The sequence below is a fragment of the Chloroflexota bacterium genome (assembly GCA_016875535.1).
Classification (GTDB): domain Bacteria; phylum Chloroflexota; class Dehalococcoidia; order SHYB01; family SHYB01; genus VGPF01.
In genome coordinates, this window is sequence record VGPF01000025.1 from 1 (window position 1) to 20573 (window position 20573).

General features: G+C 63.2%; 24 protein-coding genes. 9 read left to right on the forward strand and 15 right to left on the reverse strand.

What is annotated here, in order from left to right:
- Positions 1 to 453 precede the first annotated feature (453 nt).
- From FJ039_07955 to thrS, 9 genes are all read right to left on the reverse strand, one after another.
- Positions 454 to 1626, reverse strand: a complete 1173-nt coding sequence (locus FJ039_07955; protein ID MBM4406097.1) for an ABC transporter ATP-binding protein — start codon at positions 1624 to 1626, stop codon at positions 454 to 456.
- A complete protein-coding gene (locus tag FJ039_07960; GenBank protein ID MBM4406098.1) occupies positions 1623 to 3203 on the reverse strand; it encodes an iron ABC transporter permease in 1581 nt (526 codons plus the stop codon). Before FJ039_07960 ends, FJ039_07955 begins: the two co-directional genes overlap by 4 nt.
- Positions 3204 to 3398: 195 nt before the next feature.
- Positions 3399 to 4130 (reverse strand): metal-dependent transcriptional regulator, encoded by a 732-nt coding sequence (locus FJ039_07965; GenBank protein ID MBM4406099.1) that lies wholly within the window; start codon positions 4128 to 4130, stop codon positions 3399 to 3401.
- 117 nt (positions 4131 to 4247) lie between these two features.
- Positions 4248 to 4595 (reverse strand): 50S ribosomal protein L20, encoded by a 348-nt coding sequence (rplT, locus tag FJ039_07970; protein ID MBM4406100.1) that lies wholly within the window; start codon positions 4593 to 4595, stop codon positions 4248 to 4250.
- A 52-nt stretch (positions 4596 to 4647) separates the two neighbouring features.
- Complete coding sequence (gene rpmI, locus FJ039_07975; protein MBM4406101.1) at positions 4648 to 4845, reverse strand: 50S ribosomal protein L35; 198 nt, start codon at positions 4843 to 4845, stop codon at positions 4648 to 4650.
- A complete protein-coding gene (locus FJ039_07980) occupies positions 4832 to 5398 on the reverse strand; it encodes a translation initiation factor IF-3 (protein MBM4406102.1) in 567 nt (188 codons plus the stop codon). The genes rpmI and FJ039_07980 overlap by 14 nt, the downstream gene beginning before the upstream one ends.
- Positions 5399 to 5609: 211 nt before the next feature.
- On the reverse strand, positions 5610 to 5831 hold the full coding sequence (locus FJ039_07985; GenBank protein ID MBM4406103.1) for a type II toxin-antitoxin system HicB family antitoxin: 222 nt from the start codon (positions 5829 to 5831) through the stop codon (positions 5610 to 5612).
- 30 nt (positions 5832 to 5861) lie between these two features.
- The gene (locus tag FJ039_07990; protein ID MBM4406104.1) at positions 5862 to 6041 is read right to left on the reverse strand and encodes a type II toxin-antitoxin system HicA family toxin; all 180 of its coding nucleotides are present in this window, start codon (positions 6039 to 6041) and stop codon (positions 5862 to 5864) included.
- An 86-nt stretch (positions 6042 to 6127) separates the two neighbouring features.
- A complete protein-coding gene (gene thrS / locus FJ039_07995) occupies positions 6128 to 8023 on the reverse strand; it encodes a threonine--tRNA ligase (GenBank protein MBM4406105.1) in 1896 nt (631 codons plus the stop codon).
- Between thrS and FJ039_08000 the strand changes: the two genes are divergently transcribed.
- Entirely contained in the window at positions 7936 to 8256 is a 321-nt protein-coding gene (locus tag FJ039_08000; GenBank protein ID MBM4406106.1) for an Lrp/AsnC family transcriptional regulator, read from the forward strand. The two genes, thrS and FJ039_08000, sit on opposite strands and share 88 nt — an antisense overlap.
- A gap of 38 nt (positions 8257 to 8294) precedes the next feature.
- On the opposite strand, the gene phoU is transcribed toward FJ039_08000, so the two are convergent.
- The 5 genes from phoU to FJ039_08025 all read right to left on the reverse strand — a co-directional run bounded on the left by phoU (position 8295) and on the right by FJ039_08025 (position 12682).
- The gene (phoU, locus tag FJ039_08005; protein ID MBM4406107.1) at positions 8295 to 8960 is read right to left on the reverse strand and encodes a phosphate signaling complex protein PhoU; all 666 of its coding nucleotides are present in this window, start codon (positions 8958 to 8960) and stop codon (positions 8295 to 8297) included.
- Between the two features lie 15 nt (positions 8961 to 8975).
- Complete coding sequence (gene pstB / locus FJ039_08010) at positions 8976 to 9788, reverse strand: phosphate ABC transporter ATP-binding protein (protein ID MBM4406108.1); 813 nt, start codon at positions 9786 to 9788, stop codon at positions 8976 to 8978.
- Between the two features lie 78 nt (positions 9789 to 9866).
- Positions 9867 to 10757, reverse strand: coding sequence for a phosphate ABC transporter permease PstA (pstA, locus tag FJ039_08015; protein ID MBM4406109.1), 891 nt, complete (start codon positions 10755 to 10757; stop codon positions 9867 to 9869).
- A 1-nt stretch (position 10758) separates the two neighbouring features.
- Entirely contained in the window at positions 10759 to 11715 is a 957-nt protein-coding gene (pstC, locus tag FJ039_08020; GenBank protein ID MBM4406110.1) for a phosphate ABC transporter permease subunit PstC, read from the reverse strand.
- Positions 11716 to 11725: 10 nt separating this feature from the next.
- Positions 11726 to 12682 (reverse strand): PstS family phosphate ABC transporter substrate-binding protein, encoded by a 957-nt coding sequence (locus FJ039_08025; GenBank protein ID MBM4406111.1) that lies wholly within the window; start codon positions 12680 to 12682, stop codon positions 11726 to 11728.
- Positions 12683 to 12940: 258 nt separating this feature from the next.
- On the opposite strand from FJ039_08025, the gene ruvB reads away from it, so the two are divergent.
- The 8 genes from ruvB to FJ039_08065 all read left to right on the forward strand — a co-directional run bounded on the left by ruvB (position 12941) and on the right by FJ039_08065 (position 19386).
- Positions 12941 to 13981, forward strand: coding sequence for a Holliday junction branch migration DNA helicase RuvB (gene ruvB, locus FJ039_08030; protein MBM4406112.1), 1041 nt, complete (start codon positions 12941 to 12943; stop codon positions 13979 to 13981).
- A gap of 98 nt (positions 13982 to 14079) precedes the next feature.
- Positions 14080 to 15285: a CoA transferase gene (locus FJ039_08035; protein MBM4406113.1), complete on the forward strand. Its 1206-nt coding sequence runs from the start codon at positions 14080 to 14082 to the stop codon at positions 15283 to 15285.
- Complete coding sequence (locus FJ039_08040; GenBank protein MBM4406114.1) at positions 15286 to 16560, forward strand: CoA transferase; 1275 nt, start codon at positions 15286 to 15288, stop codon at positions 16558 to 16560.
- Positions 16561 to 16579: 19 nt separating this feature from the next.
- Complete coding sequence (locus FJ039_08045; GenBank protein MBM4406115.1) at positions 16580 to 16963, forward strand: thioesterase; 384 nt, start codon at positions 16580 to 16582, stop codon at positions 16961 to 16963.
- Positions 16964 to 17103: 140 nt separating this feature from the next.
- Entirely contained in the window at positions 17104 to 17409 is a 306-nt protein-coding gene (locus tag FJ039_08050) for a hypothetical protein (protein ID MBM4406116.1), read from the forward strand.
- Positions 17410 to 17512: 103 nt separating this feature from the next.
- Positions 17513 to 17695 (forward strand): hypothetical protein, encoded by a 183-nt coding sequence (locus FJ039_08055; protein MBM4406117.1) that lies wholly within the window; start codon positions 17513 to 17515, stop codon positions 17693 to 17695.
- Between the two features lie 96 nt (positions 17696 to 17791).
- Positions 17792 to 18958, forward strand: coding sequence for an acetyl-CoA acetyltransferase (locus tag FJ039_08060; protein MBM4406118.1), 1167 nt, complete (start codon positions 17792 to 17794; stop codon positions 18956 to 18958).
- A gap of 2 nt (positions 18959 to 18960) precedes the next feature.
- Entirely contained in the window at positions 18961 to 19386 is a 426-nt protein-coding gene (locus tag FJ039_08065; GenBank protein MBM4406119.1) for a hypothetical protein, read from the forward strand.
- A gap of 204 nt (positions 19387 to 19590) precedes the next feature.
- Here the strand turns inward: FJ039_08065 and FJ039_08070 are convergent, their stop codons facing one another.
- The gene (locus FJ039_08070; GenBank protein ID MBM4406120.1) at positions 19591 to 20445 is read right to left on the reverse strand and encodes a hypothetical protein; all 855 of its coding nucleotides are present in this window, start codon (positions 20443 to 20445) and stop codon (positions 19591 to 19593) included.
- Positions 20446 to 20573 lie beyond the last annotated feature (128 nt).

Genomic DNA, 20573 nt, shown 5'->3' on the forward strand with positions numbered 1-20573 from the left:
CCGAAGGGCGAGCATGGCCTTCAGGCCCCTGCCTCAACGCCTCCGCCGCCCCTCCCGGAAGCCCGCTGTCCGAATCCATCGGACGGTCCCCCTCGGCGCTCCCTCACCGGAGCGTGACTCCCCTCCCCACGGGCCGCCTGCGCACCCTCTTCCAGAACAAACAACAAAACAGAAAGGAACCGAATCGCAAAGCTGAACCCAGGCGGTCACTGACCCGCCCCCTCCCAACCCCCGGCGCAGATGCGCCGGCCACATACCCACCGCCGCTTCGCGGCATTCCTGGTAGGGGTGCGCCCTAAGGGCCAACCCCCGTAGGGGCGGTCCGATTCCATCGGACGAACGCGGCGCGCGCCCCTCTGTCTCTCCGTGTGCCGCACCGGGAAGGGCCACCCGCTGTCACCCCAGGGCGCGCCCCGCGCCCCTACACGTCGGCGGGCGGCCTGAGGCCGCCCCCTACTCCCGCTCTGCGGGAAAGAGGACGACGTGGTCCGGCACGGCCCGGACGATGACCCGCTGGCCCACATCGAAGACGGCCAGGGAGGGCTGGATGCTGCGCACGGAAAGGCCCGATGGCAGGCCCACCGTGTACATATTGCCCGCCCCCTGAAACTCGCGGTGGACCACGATGCCCTGCCCGCCCGCATCCGGCGTGACGGCGATATCGTCCGGGCGGACCAGCAGGTCCACCGGCTCCGGCGGCGGCGTGCCGTGCAGGGGAAAGACGCCCAGCTCCGTCACTACGTGGTCTTCCAGTAGGCGCGCGGGGATGAAATCGGCCTTGCCCACAAAAGCGGCCACGAAGCGGCTCACCGGCCGGTGGTAGATCTCGTCGGGCGTGTCCAGCTGGGCCGCGCGCCCCCGGTTCAGGATAAGGACGCGGTCGGCCAGGCTCAGGGCCTCTTCCTGATCGTGCGTCACGATGATCGCCGTCGTCCTGGTCTGCTGGAGGATGGCCTTCACCTCGCGCCGCATCTCGGAGCGGAGGGCCGTGTCCAGGCTGCCGAAGGGCTCGTCCATCAGGAGGACCACGGGCTTCGGCGCAAGGGCGCGCGCCAGGGCGATGCGCTGCTGCTGGCCGCCCGAGAGCTGGTGCGGGTAGCGCTCACCGAAGCCGCTCATGCCCACCAGCTCCAGCATGTCGGCCATGCGCTCACGTCGTTCGCCGTTGCGCAGCCGTCGCAGGCCATAAGCGACGTTCTGCGCGACGGTGAGGTGCGGGAAGAGGGCGAAGTTCTGGAAGACCATCCCCATGCCGCGCTTCTCCGGGGCCACCCACGCCCTGGGTGAAGCGACGACTTTCTCCTGGAGGCGCACCTCGCCGGCGTCCGGCGCTTCGAATCCGGCCAGGAGCCGGAGCGTCGTCGTCTTGCCGCAGCCGCTGGGGCCAAGGAGCGCCAGCGTCTCGCCCTCCAGCACGTCGAAGGAGAGCTCGTTCACCACCGGCTCGGGACTGCCGGGGAAGCGCTTCACCAGGCCGCGGGCGGTGATGATGGGCGCCCCGGCTCGCTCGCCGGCGTCCGGCCTCCACGGAACGTCCTCGGCCTTGGCGCCGTTGGCCGGGATCGCCGGCGCGGCGGGCTCCTTCTTCCCCAGGTGCACCGGCAGGGCGATCCGCTTCGGCGTCATGACTGCACCGCCGCATCGCCGCGCTGCTCGCGCCGGAGGAGGATGGCCACAGGGATCGCGGAGACGCCCACCAGGAGGAGCGCGGGAATGGCGGCTTTGGCGTAGAAGCCGGAGGAGGTGGCCGACCACATCTCCGTCGCCAGGGTGCGAAAGCCGATGGGCGCCAGGAGCAGCGTCGCCGGGAGCTCCTTCATCGCCGTCAGGAAGACCATGGCGAAGGCGACGACGATGCCGGGCCGCACCAGGGGCAGGGTCACCGTCGCCAGCACTTGGAGAGAGCCGCGGCCCAGACTGCGCGCCGCCTCTTCCACGGCAGGATTCACCTGCAGGAGGGAGGCGCGCACGGAGCCCACAGCCATGGAGAGATAGAGGACGCTATAGGCGAAGACGAGCATCGCGAGGGTCTGATAGAGAACTGGGGCGTAGTTCGCGCCGAGGAAGACGAGGGAGAGGGCGACGACGATGCCGGGCATCGCGAAGCCTGCGTAGCTCGCCGTCTCCAGGAAGCGCGAGAAGCGACCAGAGTGGCGGACGGCCAGCACCGTGACCGGGATGGCGGCGACGACGGCGAGGAGAGCCGCGAGGGCGGAGGCATAGACGGCGTTGGTCATCGCGCTCCCCAGGAAATCCACCTCCACGTTGTTGGCCAGGCCCTGGGCCAGCCAGTAGAGGAGGACGGAGGCGGGCAGGCCGAGGGAGGCAAGTACCACAAGCGTGAGGAAGGCCAAGGCGGGCCATTTCCACCTTCCCAGCCGGACCAGGGGCAAGCGGCGGGTGGCGGCGGTGGAATGATATTTCGCCTTGCCCCGCCCGCGCTGCTCCACGATAAGGATGAGGAGGGTGAAGGCGACGAGCATCAGCGCAAGCACAGAGGCGAGGATGCGGTCGAAGGAGGCTTCGTACTGCAGGTAGATGACCCGGGTGAAGGAGTTGAATTGCAGGAGGGTCACCGCGCCGAAATCGCTGAGGGTATAGAGGGCCACCAGCAGTCCCCCGGCGGCGATGGCGGGCCGCAGCTGCGGCAGCGTCACGCGAAAGAAGGTGCGACCTGCGCCGTGGCCCAGGCTACGGCTGGCCTCTTCCTGCGCGCCGTCCATGCCCCAGAGGGCCGCGCGGACGCTCAAGAGGATGTAGGGGAAGGTGAAAAGGGTGAGGCAGAGCCACGCGCCAAGGAAGCCGTAAATCTCCGGCAGGCGCTCCACGCCGAAGGGGCGCTCCAGCACCTGTTGGAGAAGGCCCCGCGGCCCCAGGGCGGAGACGAAGGCGAAGCCGCCGACGTAGCTCGGGACAACGAGGGGGAGGGCCGTGAGGACACTCCACACGCGCTGTAGGGGTAGGTCTGTGCGCACGGTAAGCCAGGCGATGGGCACCGCTATAACCGTCGCCGTTCCCACAACGGCCGCAGCAAGGAGGGCGCTCCTCGCAAGGATCTGGAGCGTGCGAGCTTCAGACAAAAGGTCCCAGGCACTGCCGCCGGCGTCGGCGGTGCGGAGGATGAGATAGACGAGGGGCAGAAGGACAGCGGCGACGATAAGAAGGGCGGCCAGGAAGAGATAGGGCGGCGCCCCACGTCGCATGGGGGTCCATCGCAACAATCGAAGTGTCGCGGCGCGAGCTGTTGCCAAGGCTGGGCCTGCTTATAGCAGATGGGAGGAAGTGGGATTATGTATAGCGAACGCGCTCAACTAAGTGTATACATAGTCAGTGACTACGTCAATACGAAGTCAACAGAGGAAAAAGAGGCTCAAGGAGCAGGGGGTCAAGAGCAAAAATCAGTTCCTGGAGGGCGTGGGGCTGTGGACGACGATGGAAGGGGCCACGTGGACGCCGACGACGACCTCTTTGCCGTTCACATCGAGGGTGATGGTGCCCTTGAAGGCGGCGACCTCCCGGACGGTGAGGCGCTGGCCGCGGACGACACCGCTGGTCACCAGGTACTGGACGAGCCGGGGGTCGTACTCCGGGATGCGCTCCACCACAACCGTGGTGTTGGGCTGGACTTTGTTGAGCCGGACGGCGCTGGCGGGCGGGCGATAGCCGTTCCCCGGTATCGGATGGCCGAAGGGACAGGTGAGGGGATTGCCCAGGCGCTCCACCAGCTTGGCCTCCACATCCGGAGAGATGGCGTGCTCCCAGCGGTGCGCCTCCGCGTGGACCTTGTGGAGCTCCATCCCCAGCATGTCCACAAGCATGCGCTCGGCCAGCTGGTGCCTGCGCATGATCTGCTCGGCGAGCCTGCGCCCCGCTTCGGAGAAGGCGATGTGCTTCTCCTTGGTGATCTCCAGGAGGCCATCGCGCTGCATGCGGCGCACCATGGCGGTGACGGAGGCGATGGAGGTGCCCAGGTGCTCCGTGATAGGGGATTTGGCGAGCTGTTCCGCCAGGCGGCTGGCCGTGGGGGGCATATCTTGGTCATCCCCCAGCATGTAGAGGGTGATGAGGTAGTTCTGGGCCAGGGGAGAGACCTGGTCGAGCGTCAGTTCCTTTGGGATCTTCTTAGGCATGGGCGGCTCCACGGGGAATTGTAGCGGATGGCGTACACAAGGAACAACGCTCCGAGGGGAAAGAAGAAACCCGCCCTGCAAGAGGCGGGTTTCTAGGGTCAACTATGGAACCGGAATCTAGGCCTTGGCGGCGGCGACGATCTTTTCGAAGGCGCCCGGGTCGCGGACGGCGAGATCGGCCATGAGCTTGCGGTCAATGGCGACACCCGCCTTGGCCAGCCCGGCGATGAGCTTGCTGTAGGTGATGCCGTGCTTACGGGCGGCGGCGTTGATGCGCGCGATCCAGAGGCGGCGCATATCGCGCTTGCGCTCGCGGCGGTGGCGCGTGGAGTAGCTGGCCGCCTTCATGAAGGACTCATGGGCGCGGCGATAGAGCTCGTGCTTGGTGCCGCGGTGGCCCTTGGTAAGCTTGAGGATCTTCTTGTGGCGTGCCCGTGCGGTAACGCCGCGTTTGACTCTAGGCATGGTGGTTCTCCTGTATCAGGTTCACGGAGCAGGGTTCAGGAAGCAGGCGCAACTAGACGCCGGGAAGGAGGCGCTTGATCTGCTCCACGTTGACCTTGTTCACTTCCAGCTTGTTGTCATAGAGACGCCGGGCGGTCTTGCTGCGGTTGCGGCGGAAGTGGGTCTTGCCGCCCTTGGTGCGCATAATCTTGCCCTTGGCGGTGATGAAGAAGCGGGACTTGGCCCCTTTATGGGTCTTAAGCTTTGGCACTGGTTTCCTCCTCAGCCTTTCCTGAACCCGATTTCTTGGCGGCGCCGCTGATGGGCGCCAGCATCATGGTCATGGCGCGCCCTTCCATGGCGGGCGGCTTCTCCAGCTTGGCCTGCTGGGCGAACTCTTCGGCGACGCGCCGCATCAGGGTGATGGCCTGCTCCGGGTGGGTGATTTCCCGTCCGCGGAAGAGGACCGTCATCTTCACCTTATGGCCTTCGTCCAGGAAGCGCTGAACCATCTTGGACTTGAAGGCGATGTCGTGGTCGTCAATGCGCGGGCGCATGCGGACTTCGCGCACTTCGCTGGTCTTCTGGCCCTTCCGCGCCTCCTTCTCCTTCTTACTCTGCTCATAGCGGAACTTGCCGAAGTTCAGGATGCGGCAGACGGGAGGCACCGAGCTTGAGGAGACTTCCACCAGGTCCATCTCCTGATCGAGCGCGGCCTTGATGGCATCGGACAGGCTTATCACGCCCAGCTGTTCGCCATCGGCGCCGATGACGCGAACTTCCCGAGCGCGTATCTGATGGTTGATGCGGTATTCGCGAATTATGGCTAGCTAGCCCTCCGCACAAAAATATCCCCAACGGTCCGGGGGAACAGAAGGACTATAGCATATCTGGGGCGACAGAGGCAAGGAGAAGCCGGCGGGAGAGGAGGTTCAGGGAGCAGGGGACAATCTTCCACGGAAGAGCCCGCAGAGACGAGAACGAAAGGCCACACTCAACCGACCTAACCAGAATCCTTGCCGGTGTGAGCCTCCTTCAGCGCGCGGCTTGGTAGATGGCAGGGCGGTATCGAGGCTTTGGGATGGGCTTCCCGGCTTTCCGGGCCGCCGCAAGCCAGGCCCGCTTCGCCCGCTCGACTTCGGCCAGGGCCGACTCGGGCGTTTTGCCGAATGCCGAACAGGAGGCCAAATCAGGTATATCTGCGATGTACCCGCTGTCTTTCTGACTGTAAAAGATGTTGATGTGATAATCGCTCATCGGTCCTCCTCCAGTTGGAGGTTATAGCGCTCAACGATCCGTATGAACTGCCGAATCTGATTGAGTTTGGCTTGGCCTTGGTCTGATTGTAAGTATCAGTTCCGGGATATAACGGTGCGCAAAGATATGGTGGCTTCCCGATACTCTTGCTTGATAGAACCCCAAGCCCTCAACCAGGTCCATCACGTCGGCAAAGGCGACATTACGCAAGGCCCCCTGAGAGATCCGCCGCAACAATCACCTGCGGTTCACACGCACCTCGCTTGGGGCCAAAACCGTACGGTTGGAGAGCCGTTCTACCCTCTGCTAGCGAGCTGGGCCTGCATGACGGCTAACTGATCGGCGATGGGCTTGACGCCAAGGTTCTCCCCGGTGCGAGAGCGGACGGCGACGGCGCGATCGGCCTGCTCCTTATCGCCCACCACCAGCATGTAGGGGGCCTTTTGGAGCTGGGCTTCCCGGATCTTGAGGTTCATGCGCTCGTTGCGCTCGTCCACGTAGCAGCGGAGGCCGGCGGCGCGCAGGGCGGATTCGACCTCTTTGGCGTAGGGGATGTGGCGATCGGCGATGGGAACGACGACGGCCTGGACAGGGGCGAGCCAGAGAGGAAAGGCCCCGGCCGTGTGCTCGATGAGGATGCCCAGGAAACGCTCCAGGGAGCCCAGCCAGGCGCGGTGGATGACGACGGGGCGGGCCTTTTCGCCGTTCTCCGCGATATATGTGAGGTCGAAACGCTCCGGGAGGGAGTAATCGAGCTGGAGGGTGCCCATCTGCCATTCGCGGCCGATGGCGTCCTTCACCAGGAAATCAAGCTTGGGGCCGTAGAAGGCGCCTTCTCCGGGAGCGGGCGTATAGGCGAGGGTGTTGGCCTTGAGGGCGTTCTCCAGGGCGACTTCGGCCTTGTCCCACATGTCGTCCGTGCCCACGCGCTTGTCCGGCCGCAGGGAGAGGCGAATATCTATATTGCCGAAGCCGAACATGCGGTAGGTCTCCATGAACTGGTTCAGAAAGACGGTGATCTCGTCCTGGATCTGGTCGGGCCGGCAGAAGATGTGGGCATCGTCCTGGGTGAAGCTGCGGACGCGGGTGAGGCCGTGGGTGACGCCGGAGCGCTCGTAGCGGTGGAGGCGGGCGAAATCGGCGTAGCGGATGGGGAGATCTCGGTAGGAGTAGAGCCTGGCGCCGTACATCAGGGCGTGGCCGGGGCAGTTCATGGGCTTCACGCCGAACTCGCGCTCGTCAATCTTGGTGAAGAACATGTTCTCAATGTAGTTATCGTAGTGGCCGGAGCGCTTCCAGAGGTCGGTGGACATGATGAGGGGGGTGATGACTTCCGTATAGCCGTACTTTACGTAGAGACCGCGGATGTAATCCACCAAGAGGTTGTAGACCAGGGCGCCCTTGGGGAAGAAGAAGGGGCTGGCGGGAGCGATGGGGTCGAACATGAAGAGTTCGAGCTCACGGCCCAGCTTGCGGTGATCGCGCTTGGCGGCCTCTTCCAGCATCTTGAGGTGCTCGTCCATGGCTCCGGCCGATTCGAAGGCGGTGCCGTAGATGCGCTGGAGCTGGGGGTTGGACTCATCGCCCTTCCAATAGGCGCCGGCGACGCTGAGGAGTTTCACGGCCTTGATGCGCCCGGTGTAGTCCACGTGGGGGCCTTCGCAGAGATCGGTGAAGGGTCCCTGGCTGTAGGTGGTGATCTTTTCGCCGGGCGGGATGCTTTCGATGGTCTCCACCTTGTAGCGGTTGCTCTTGAACTGCTCGACGGCTTCGCCCTTGGTGAGCTCCTTGACCAGCATGCGGTCGTTGCGCTTGATGATCTCCTTCATCTTGGCTTCGATCTTCGTCAGATCGTCGGGCGTGACGGGGCGGGAGATCTCGATATCGTAGTAGAAGCCGTCGTCTGTCGCGGGGCCGTGGGCGAGCTTGGCGTCCGGGAAGTAGAAGAGAACGGCCTCCGCCATGACATGGGCTGCAGTGTGGCGCAGGCGGCTGCGCAGGGCTTTGAGGGCGTCTTTATCGGCGGGGGTGGTGGTCACGAGCGGGTTCCTCTGCAAGATTGGGACGCGGTCATGTGGGCACCGAACGATTATAGCGCGACGGCGTGAAAAAGGCGCGACGGTTCCCGATGCAGTCCCTGGACAGCGGCGGTACAATGGCGGTGCGTTGCACAACCTCACCAGGGAGACCAGCTATGCGCGCATATGTGCTGATCGAGGCGACCATCGGCAAGGCGAGGGACGTGGCGAAGGCGCTCAAAGGGACGCCGGGCGTGCAGGAGTGTTATCTCGTGACCGGGCCATACGACATCGTGGCCATCGTTGAGGGGAAGGACGCGAACACGGTGGGCAAGACGGTGGCGGAGCGGGTGCACAACGTGCCGGGCATCGCGCGGACGGTGACGTGCCTGGCGCTGGGGATATAAAGAGGAGCAAGGGCGGAGAGCAGGGGACAGGGAAGAGCCTAGTACTTTGAGGAGCCGATCTCCTCGCGCTTGCCGGTGACGATGAAAACGACTTGCTCCGCGATGTTGGTGGAGCGGTCCGCGATGCGCTCCAGGTTGTGAGCGACCCAGGTGAGGTAGGTGGCCTGCTGGATCGTGCGCGGGTCCTGGAGCATGTAGGTGAGCAACTCCCTATAGATCTGCTCGTGAAGGGCGTCTATCTCATCGTCCTCCTGGCAGACGCGGGTGGCGGCGGCGGAATCGCGGTGGGTGAAGGCATCCAGGGCGCGGCGGAGCATCCCCAGGGCCAGGTCCGTCATGCGCGGGATGTCTATGAGGGGCTTGATGAGGGGGTCATCGCCGATGCGGATGCTGACGCGGGCGATGCCTTCGGCATGATCGCCCATGCGCTCCAGGTCCACGGTGGTATGCAGGACGGCGACGATGATGCGCAGGTCCTGGGCCATGGGCTGCTGAGTGGCCAGGAGCTTGAGGCAGCGCTCTTCGATGGCGAAGCGCTTGTGGTTGATGAACTTGTCCTCTTCCACCACCGTTCTGGCCAGGGCGAGATCGCGGCGCTTGAGGGAGTCGATGGACTTGATGACAGCCTTTTCCACCATGCTGCCGAGCGCAAGAAGCTCGTCCTGGAGCTGTTTAAGCTCATGATCGAAACCGATGCGTGTCATGGCTGACCTCCTGCCTTACCCGAACCGGCCGGTGATGTAGTCCTGGGTCCGCTGGTCGCGAGGGTTGGTGAAGATGACGTCCTTGGGGCCGAACTCGACGAGCTTGCCGGGAGCGCCGCCACCCTCCGTGGTGAGGAAGGCAGTATAGTCGGAAACACGGGCGGCCTGCTGCATATTATGCGTCACGATGACAATGGTGTAATCCTTGGCCAGCTCCTGCATCAGGTCTTCTATCTTAAGGGTGGCAAGGGGATCGAGGGCGGAGGCCGGCTCATCCATCAGGATGACCTCCGGCGCGACGGCGAGGGCGCGGGCGATGCAGAGGCGCTGCTGCTGGCCGCCGGATAGCTCCAGGGCGCTCTTCTTCAGGCGGTCCTTGACCTCATCCCAGAGCGCGGCGCGGCGGAGGGACTGTTCCACCAGCTCGTCCAGATTGCCCTTGTTCCCGTTGATCCGCGGGCCGAAGGCGACGTTGTCATAGATGGACTTGGGGAAGGGATTGGGCTTCTGGAAGACCATGCCGATGCGGTAGCGGACCTCCGTGGGGTCAACATCGCGGGCGTAGAGGTCTTCGCCCATGAAGAGGACTTCCCCGGCGATGCGCGCGCCTTGCAGGAGCTCGTTCATGCGGTTGAAGCAGCGCAGGAGGGTGCTTTTGCCGCAACCGGAAGGGCCGATGATGGCAGTGATGCGGCGCGCCGCAACCTTCATGGAGATGCCGTCCAGGGCAAGGCGGCTGCCGTAGAAGACCTGAAGGCTCTTGGTCTCTAGGGCGATGGTCTCGGAGGCCATGGGGTCGGCGTTCTCCGGCTCATCGCCGATGGGCATGGGCGGAACTTCGAGGTGCTTGGACGGTCTGATGTTCACTGGGGCTTGCGCCATGGGCCACTCTCCTAGGTCGTCGCGCTAATCCTGGATCTTTTTCTGGAAGCGGTCGCGGAGGAAGATCGCCAAGCCGTTCATAGCCAGCAGGACGATGAGGAGGACGATGATGCCGGTGGCGGCGATCTCCTGAAAGCCTGCCTGGGGGCGCGAGGTCCAGTTGAAGATCTGGATGGGCAGGGCGGTGAACGGGTCAAGGGGGGCGTTGAGCAGGCCATCGCTGCCGGGGACGAAGGCGATATAGGTCAAGGCGCCGATCATGATGAGGGGGGCAGTCTCGCCGATGGCGCGGGACATAGAGAGGATGACGCCGGTGAGGATGCCGGGGAAGGCATAGGGCAAGATGACGCGGCGGATGGTCTGCCACTTGCCCGCGCCGAGGGCGTAGGAGGCGGTGGCGAGAGAGGAGGGGGTGGCGCGCAAAGCTTCGTTGGTGGCAATGATGGTGATGGGCAGAACGAGGAGGGTCATGGTGAGGGAGCCGGCGAAAACACTGCGATCGAGGGACATCCAGCGGACGAAGACGGTGAGACCCAGGAGTCCATAGACGATGGAGGGGACGCCCGCGAGGTTGGAGATGTTGGTCTGGACCATGTCTGTCCAGCGGTTCTTGGGAGCGTAGTACTCCAGGTAGAGGGCCGCGCCGACGCCGAGAGGAACGGAGAAGACGAGGGTGAAGCCCATCATCCACAGGGTACCCATGAGGGCGGACCAGATGCCCGCCTGCTCGGGGAAACGCGAGGGGAAGCTAGTGATGAACTGCCAATCAAGATGGCCGATGCCGACGACGAAGATGCGGACGAGAAGGGTGACAAGAACGACGATGCCCAGGAGCGTGGCGGCGATGAGGACGCCCGCATAGAGCTTGCCTTTGAGCTTCCGCTTTTGCAGGTTGGCGGGAGGCGTGAGACGCATTTTAATACTTCTCCCGGAAGCGCTTGACGACCCAATGGCCGACGAGATTCATGGCCAAGGTCATGAGGAAGAGCATGAGGCCGACGACAAAGATGGTCTTGTATTCGATGGTGCCGTGGGGCGTATCGCCGAGGCTGACCTGGACGATGTAGCCGGTCATGGTCTGGATGCTCTCGAGCGGCGTCGCTTCAATGTTGGGAGTCGCACCTGCGGCGATAGCGACGATCATCGTCTCGCCTGCGGCGCGGGCGAGGGCGAGGATGAAGGAGGCGATGATGCCGGAGAGGGCGGCCGGGACAACGACGCGGGTGGCGACTTCGAAGCGCGTCGCGCCGAGGGCACGGGCGCCGTCGCGGAGGGACTTGGGAACGGCGAGCATGGCGTCCTCACTGAGGGAGGCGACCATAGGGATAATCATGACGCCGACGACGAGGCCTGCGCTAAGGGCGTTGAAGATGTTGGCATCGGCGAAGGGGCCTGGAAGGTTGCGGATGATGTGGGGCGTGACGAAGGTGAGGGCGAAGTAACCGTAGACGACGGTGGGGATGCCCGCCAACACTTCGAGGGTGGGCTTCAGCGCACGGCGAAGGCCGTTGGGGGCGTATTCGCTAAGGAAGATGGCCGTGGCGAGGCCGACGGGGATGGCAACGACGGCGGCGATGGCGGCGACCATCAGCGTGCCGGTGATAAGGGGCCAAATGCCGAAGTGCTGAGGATCGAACAGGGGCGCCCACCTGGTATCGAAGAAGAATTGCTTGAGGGAGACTTCGCCGAAGAAGCTGACCGCCTCCGTGAGCAGGGTGACGACGATGCCGATGGTGGTGAGGATGGAGACGAGGCCGCAGAGGAACAGGAGCTTGGGCATAAGCGCGTCATCCCAGCGCTTCCCGGCTCTCCGGCTGAGGAGTCGGCCCGGCTGCGGGGGCGGCCTGTCCACTATCTCGGTTGCTTGCGCCATCTACGACCTTCTATGCCAGGGAAAGCGTTTTGCGAACCTGCTCGATATCTTCCAGGAAGTCCGGTAGGGGGACCTGGATATAGCCCACCTCGTCAACCAGAGCGGGCGATTGATTCAGATAGAACTTCACGAACTCGCGGACTGCGTCCTTTTCGCGCAGGGACTTCACGTTGACGTAGATAAGGAGCGGGCGCGAAAGCGGCTTGTACGCGCCGATGGAGATGGAGTCATGCGAGGGGGCGACGGGTGTCCCAGCGCCCACGGCAATGGGGACGGCGCGCAGTTTGTCCTTGTTCTCCACATAGTAGGCATAGCCGAAATAGCCGAGGGCGTTTCGCTGGCCGGCGATGCCCTGGATGAGGACGTTATCGTCCTCGCTGGCCGTATAGTCGGACCGGGATGCGCGGGCCTTGCCGACGATGGCCTCCGTGAAGTAATCGAAGGTGCCCGAATCGGTGCCGGGGCCGAAGAGGGCGATGGATTGATCGGGCCAGTTGGGACGCACCTGGTTCCAGCGGCTGACGGCGGAGCCGGGCTCCCAGATGCGCTTGAGCTCATCCACGGTGAAGTAGTCCACGAAGGTGTTGGCAGGATTCACGAGGATGGAAAGGCCATCGAAGGCGATGCGCAACTCCAGATAGGCGATGCCTCGCTTCAGGCATTCCTGTTTCTCCGTGTCCTTGATAGCGCGTGAGGCGTTGGAGATATCGGTCTCGCCGGTGCAGAAGCGTTTGAAGCCGCCGCCGGTTCCGGAGACGCCGACGGTGACGCGGACCCTGGGGGCTATGCCGCCGAACTCTTCGGCCGCGGCCTCCGTGATGGGGAAGACGGTGCTGGAGCCATCCACAGAGACGGTGCCGTTCATGCGTCGGATGCCGGAGGAAGGGGTCAGCGTGGGGTAGGGGGTGAGCTGGGGGGCGGAGGTGGGCCGACCCCCCAGATCGCCGGAACAGGCGGTGAGGAGCAGAAGCACTACAAGGACAAGCGCCACAGGGCCGAGGGCCGTGAGATGTCTTGTACCGAGAGCGCTTCGCACGCGATGTGCAACCCCGCATCCATATTGTCCGAGTCACCGGATGCCGCACCACAACGATAGTGCGCCGCCGCTGACGCCACAACGGAGCAATGTTTAAGAGAGTGTTAATGTTGCGGACTTGCGATGGCGGCGCGCCCTGCCATGAATTCCTTGACACCCTTTACCGGGGCGGCCTAGGATAGCGCTACTGTGGCTGAACGCATCACTTCGGCAAAGGGAAAACAGGACGAGACAGCGCTGGAGACGAGCCTGCGCCCGCGCAAGCTCGATGAGTACGTGGGCCAGGGGAAGACCAAGGAGAATCTCAAGATCGCCATAGACGCGGCGAAGAAGCGGGATGAGGCACTGGACCACATCCTGCTGTACGGGCCGCCGGGGCTGGGGAAGACGACGCTGGCGAATATCGTGGCGGCGGAGATGGGCGTCAACATCCGCATCACGTCCGGCCCGGCCATCGAGCGTCCCGGGGACATGGCGGCGATCCTCACGAACCTGAAGGCGCGAGACATCCTGTTCATTGACGAGATCCACCGTTTGGGGCGAGGCATCGAAGAGGTGCTGTACCCGGCGATGGAGGACTTCGCGCTGGACATCGTGATCGGCAAAGGGCCGACAGCGCGGAGCATCCGGCTGAAAATCCCGCGCTTCACGCTCATCGGCGCGACGACGCGCTACGCGATGATGAGCGCACCGCTCCGCGACCGATTCGGCTCGGTCTACCGCCTCGACTTCTACACACCAGGCGACCTGGAGGCGATCCTGGACCGCTCTTCCAAGCTGTTGAGCATCCCGATAGACAGGCAGGCGGTCACGGAAATCGCCAAGCGCTCGCGGGGGACGCCGCGGGTGGCGAACCGCTTGCTGAAGCGGGTGCGGGACTTCGGCGAGGTGGTGACGAAGGGTCGAGTGACGCAGGCGGTGGCGGTGGACGCCCTTTCGCGGCTGGAAGTGGACGAGCTGGGCCTGGACAAGATGGACCACCAGGTGCTGCAGGCGGTCATCGAGAAGTTCGGCGGCGGGCCGGTGGGGCTGGAGACGATCGCGACGTCCATCGCGGAAGAGGCGGACACGATCATGGACGTCTACGAGCCGTTCCTGATGCAGCTGGGCTTCCTTGGCCGCACACCGCGCGGGCGCGTGGCAACGAAGCGGGCCTACGAGTATCTGAAGATCCCCTACCCGCACAAGAACGGGCCGGACACGCTGCAGCCTTCGCTGCTGAACGATTAGCGCTCCATCTCCGGTTGACTCGTTATCCCGGCGCGTGCTAGATTCCTCCGGCTTGGCGCACGGCCCACGGCCGCGCCACCTCCGGAGATGCCCCATAGATGAGCGGCGCGCTGGACGGCCTGACGGTGCTGGACCTGACGCAAGCCATCGCCGGGCCCTTCGGCACGAAGCACCTGGCGGATTGCGGCGCGAAGGTCATCAAAATCGAGAAGCCTTCGGGCGACCCGGCGCGGCGTGCCCCGCCGTTCTACAAGGATAGGCCCCACCCTGAAGGAAGCGGCCTCTTCCTCTATCTCAACACCAACAAGCTCGGGATCACCCTTGATCTGAAGTCGGCGGAGGGACGCGCGCTGTTCAAGCGGCTGGCGCGGAAGGCGGACCTGGTGGTGGAGAGCTACCGCCCAGGAACGATGGAGCGGTTGGGGCTCAGCCACCGTGAACTGCTGCAAGAGAACCCGCGGCTGGGCATAATCTCCCTGAGCGATTTTGGGCAGACGGGGCCGTATCGCGAGTACCGCCTGACGGAGCTTGCGGCCTTCGGCCTGACGGGGCCGATGTTCGCGCTGGGCGCGCCGGGGAAGGAGCCGCAGAAGTTCGCGGAGAACTCGACGCTGGCTATCACGGGGCTTGCAGTGGGGAACGCGGCGATGGCGGCGGCGATCACCTCCCAGCGCACCGGCAAGGGCGTCTCTGTGGACCTCTCCATCGCCGAGAGTTTCCTGGCGACGACGGAGACGCAGATGATGTCCCACTTCTATAGCGGCGAGGTGGCCCAGCGGCTGGGAACGGCGATAAGGCCGCAGTTCCTCATCGGAAGCTACCCGTGCAAGGACGGCTATGTGGCGATCCAGGGCGTGGGGCGGGGCGAGAGCTGGTGGCCGCGGGTTTTCCAGATGATGGGAAAGCCGGAGCTTTCCAAGGACCCTCGCTTCAAGGACTCGCAGGCGATCATGGAGCATGGGGACGACTTCGACGCTATCTGGTACACATGGCTGATGGAGCATACGCGCAAGGAAATCTTCGACGCCGCAGGGGAGGCGCGGTTCCCCATCGCGCCGGTCTATTCATCGGAAGATATCTACAACGACCCGCACTTCAATGCGCGAGGCTTCTTCGCAACGATCAGGCACTCGCACACGGGGCCGATCCGCTACCCAACACGGCCCTTCCGCCTGCACGGGACGCCGAATCCTCCGCCGCAGCCCGCGCCAAGGCTGGGCCAGCATAACGCCAAGGTCTTTTGCGGGATGCTAGGGCTACCCAAGCGAGCGCTCGCAACACTCAAGAAGAAGGGAGTGGTGTAGATGGCTGCCCCACTTCCACTAGAGGGCATTCGCGTCCTGGAGCTGGCCGAAGGGTGGGCCGGGCCGATGACGGCGATGTGGCTCGGCGACCTGGGCGCGGAGGTCATCAAGATCGAGGCGATCCAGCGGTACGATCATGCGCGGGGACAGGTGAACGAATCGCGGGCGCTGCCGGGCTACCCGAACAAATCGCCGGGGGAGCGGCCGTATGACGTTGCGGCGGCCTACATCCAGGCGAACCGCAATAAGCTGGACGCCACGATTGACCTCTCCCGAACGCGGGGCGTGGCGCTGTTCAAGGAGCTCGTCGCCGTCAGCGATGTGGTGGTGACGAACATGGTGACAGGGGTGCCGGAGAAGATGGGGATCGGCTATGGCGACCTGGCGAAGATACGCCCCGACCTTATCATGCTCATCAGCTCAGGCTACGGAGCCTCCGGGCCGTACGCGCGACGGGTGACGATGGGCGGCGCGATGGACGGGATCGCGGGGTTCACATGGCTGAGGCACTACCCCGGCCAAACGCCGGACACGGCCACGTTCAGCATCCATACGGACGTAGTAACAGGGATGAACAATGCAATGGCAGTGCAGATGGCGCTCTTCCACCGCAATAGGACGGGAAGGGGACAGGTGATAGAGACGTCCGGAGTGGAGGCCTCTATCCACCAGATCCACGTCTCGCTGATGGACTATGCCCTGAACGGGCAGGTGCGAACGGCCCACGGCAACGGCCACGAGTCGCTCGCGCCCTATGGCTGTTACCCATGCGCCGGGAACGACAGGTGGCTCACCATCACGGTGTATAGCAAAGGGCAGTGGCGGGCGCTGTGCAATGCGATGGGCAACCCGGCGTGGTCGCGGGAGGCGCGCTTCGCCACCATGGCGGAGCGAGTGAAGCACCGGGAGGCGCTGCATGAGCGCATCGGGGAATGGACGAAGGGGCAGGAGCAGATGGAGCTGATGCACCGCCTCCAGCGAGCCGGAATTCCGGCCGGGGCGGTCTACGACCAGAGCCAGGTGGCGCGGGACCCGCACTACGCAGAGCGGGGGGCCTTCCAGCGGGTTACGCTGAAAGGGTATGGCGAGTACCCGATACCGACTTCGCCGTGGACGATAGCAGGCAGACACGCGGGAGCGCGGAGGCCCCCGCCTCGACTAGCGGAGCATAATGACTACGTCTTCCGTGAACTGCTACACTTGCGGCGCGAAACGATCGAAGGACTGCGACGGGAGGAGTACATAGGGGAGCGGCCGGTGCAGAAGGCGATCTAACAGCATCTCAGGAGAAATCATGGCAAAGCCACTAGACCCGGGAATGAGCGTGGAGGAGACGATCGAGACACGGCCCGGGATGGGCGTGAAGCATGTGGGGCCGGTGGAGATGCTCTCCACCCCGTCAATGATCGGGATGATGGAGGGCGTCTGCCTGAAGGTGCTTCAGCAATCGCTAGAGGGGAGCATCACCTCGGTGGGGTACCACGTGGATGTGAAACACCTGGCGCCGCACCCCGTGGGCAAGCCGGTACGTGTGAAGTCCACCTTTGTGAACAGCGACGGGCGCCGCTACACGTTCCAGGTCCAGGCCTATAGCGGCGAGGTGAAGATAGGCGAAGGAACACATACGCGGGTAGCCGTTGACCCGAGCAAGTTCAGACAGAGGCCGCCGGGCTCGTAGGAGATTTGTCCACGGATTTTCACAGATTGCACAGACAGGATCGGGTAAAGGGATTCGCAGAGCGAGATACAAATGCGCGTTCGTAGTACAATGCCCGTCGCTCACGAGCGACGACCGCTGACTTTCTGATGGAGGCCGCCATGTTCAAGACCCGGACCGTTGACCCATATCAAGCCAAGATTACCAGCGCCATCCTGCAGAAGTGGAACGGCGAGATACGGGTATGGGACGCGCCGAAGAGCGCCATCGAAGGGGCGGTGGTGGTGGACAAGATCACAGCGCCCGCCACGGCCACCGTTGTGGAGGAGCAGCTGGATATGTTCGGCTCCATCCCCCAGCGCGCCAAGATCAAGTATGGCAATGTTGAGGGCTGGGTCATCTACGACATGATCGAAAGGCCGAAGACGGCGGCGCCCAAGAAGGCCGCAGCGAAGAAAAAGAAGTAGCGCCTCCCCCTTCTCTCTTCCCGAGCGCCGTCTGTTGCAACAGCCTCCCAAAAGAGAGGGAGAGAAACCTCCCCCGAGGCCGAGTCCGCGTCAGCCTGAGGCCGTGGGCTGCGGATGCGCCCTTTCCGGACCCGGATTCGTCCTGCTTCTCCTCACCATCGTCCTAGCCCTGATCCTCGCCTCGCGGGAAGACCTGCGAGACTCGCCCCTCTGGCTCGTCCTTATCCCGCTTATCCTGGGCCTTGTGCTGCTGTACACCAAGGTGAAGGTAAAGAAGGACAAGTAGGGCGCAGCGGCCTCGGCTGACGCCGGATTGACGCAGGCAAGCGCAGGGGCTATCGTTGCGCGCACGAAAGGCCATCCCTGGAGAAGAGGTTGCCCTATGCCAGCTTGGGAGCTGAAGGACAAGGTCGCCATAGTCGGCATCGGCGAGACGGAGTACACGCGGTGGGGCAAGGCGACGAAGAGCGAGCTCGCCCTGACGCTCGAAGCCATCGTCAAGGCGGTGAACGACGCGGGCATTGATATGAGCGAAGTGGACGGCTTCTGCTCGTATGCGAGCGAACGCCAGGAGCCGATCACGCTGGCGAACGCCTTGGGCATCAAGCAGCTGCGGTGGAACACGCTCCACTGGGGCGGCGGAGGAGGCGGCTCGGCGGGAGGCGTGATGGACGCGATGCTGGCCGTGGCGACGGGTGTAGCGAACTATGTGGTGGCATACCGATCGCTGGCGCAGGGGCAGTTCTACCGGTTCGGGATGGCGAAGGGGCCCAGCGTGGCCAGCGGCAACAGCGCCTTTTCGAACTGCTTCGGCCTGCTGACGCCGGCGATGACCTTCGCGCTCCAGGCAAGACGCCATATGCACGAATACGGAACGACGAGCCTCCAGATGGGGGCGGTGGCCGTCGCGAGCTACAAGCATGCGCAGAACAACCCCCGCGCCGTGATGCGCGGCCGCCCCATCACGCTGTCTGATCATCAAGCCTCGCGGATGATCGCAGACCCGTTCCACCTCTACGATTGCTGTCAGGAAAACGACGGCGCATGCGCAGTGGTGCTGACGACGGCGGCGCGGGCGAAGCACCTGAAGCAGAAGCCCGTCTACATCATGTCGGCCTCGCAGGGGTCCGGCTACCGCGAGGGCGTGAGCGGACACAACAAGCTGCAGTACACCACGGCGAACTTCGGCGCAGTGGCGAAGGACCTGTACGCGCGGGCGGGCATCACGCCGAAGGATGTGGACGTGGCGCAGATCTACGAGAACTTCACCGGCATGGTCATCATGTCCATCGAAGACCACGGCTTCTGCAAGCGTGGCGAGGGAGGGCCCTTCGTGGAGGGAGGGCGCATCGAGATCGGCGGGGAGCTGCCGATCAACACGAGCGGCGGGAACCTAGCGGAGGCGTACATCCACGGGTTCGAGCTGGTGATCGAGGGCGTGCGGCAGATGCGCGGCACGTCTGTGAACCAAGTGAAGGACGCTGAAATCTGTCTCGTCGCCGGCGGGCCGGGCGTGGCCCCGTGCAGCGACCTGCTTATCAGGAGATAGCGATGCCGTACCTTCCAGAGGCGCCGATCCCCGACCTGAAGGACTGGATCTCCGGCGAGTGGTGGCAGCGCGTGAAGCGCCACGAGCTGACGGTGCAGCGGTGCAGCGCATGCAAGACGTTCCGCCATCCCCCAAGCCCCATCTGCTACGTCTGCCGCTCCTTTGAATCCGAATGGGTTCCGGTGAGCGGGAAGGGCCTCATCTACAGCTACACGATCGCGTACCATCCGCCGAACCCGGGCTTCGCGCAACGGGTGCCGTACGGCGTGATCCTGGTGGAGCTGGCGGACGGCGGAAAGGTGCGTATGCTGGGGAACCTGCTGGATACGCCTGTAAACCAGATCAAGATCGGGACGCCGGTGGAGGTCGTCTTCGACGACATCTCACCGGAGATCACGCTGCCGCAGTGGCGCAGGGCTACGAAGTAGGGGGAGGGGCTGGGTCCGCGGTCACTGCTCGTGATGGGGGAGAGCCAGCAGGCAACATTCGTTCCGTACAAAAGAAATTTCATCGCTTGCGTTTCCAATTCGATAACTTAGAGATTGCCAGATATACCAGGCAGATCATGAACACTACATTAGCGATGTGCCTACCTATCCAATACATCTGGTAGTCTCTAAGATCAAACATTTCTATTCGTTCACGTAAACTGATGCGCCATGAAATGCGATCTCACTTTTATTGACAAAGCCGGGATCGTCCCATCCATCATCGTTCTCGATTTCAATACGCACCCCACAGCCTAGATAGAGTGGATTCGGAAGATACCCGGAAGGGCCGCCTGTTGCCACATACGCAACACTAATTCCGTTGACAAGAAATTCTGTAGCCCCATCACCGAAACTTACAGCCGTTAGTGTATAGTTGCTAGAGTAGTAATTCACACCAGAGGGCGGCGGTATAGCAACTAACACAGACTCCAATCCATTCACTAACGATCCGCCAGCATGTGCTAACCCGTAACAGGTATGTGGTAGCGTTCCGCCTTGCTTCAACAAGAACCCTATCCCTTGCATATTCGGAGGGATGGGGCCGAAACCTACCAGATTCGATTTTCCTAGGGTAAGTCTAGCATTGAAGTAACTTTGTATATGCAGGCTAACCCGAAAGTTGATCACAATCAGTTTAGACCAATTCATCTGGAAATTGTGAAATCCTAGCCCGGTATCTTCGGACGTTCTGATATAGCGAGATTTTTTCCGTCCGCACGTTTCCGTGGCATGAACAGTTTGGCGGCTTTCTCTAGCTACAGATGGTGTATACAAACCATCTTCCGTTTCCCAAGCTAAACCAGGATCAAGATACACCCAAGATTCAGGTCTGAATATGGCGTGATCAGGATCGCGCTTCCGTAGCGTTTGACGTAGAGTAGCGTAGCGGCTATTAGACGTGGTAAAAACTTCTTCAACGCCTAATACCGGCTTTGATAGGACAAAACTGCCTACCAAACCTACCGCGCCGCGCTTTAGAAAAGCGCTACGTTTCATTTTCTACCATGCCGGGATGTATCTAGTTGTGCTGTTGTCATCTATGGCGATCCATTTTGTCGGATTACCTGCACTTGGGCCGTTTGTTAGTGTGCCTGTTGACGCGCCACTACCATCAGCCAGGGTAG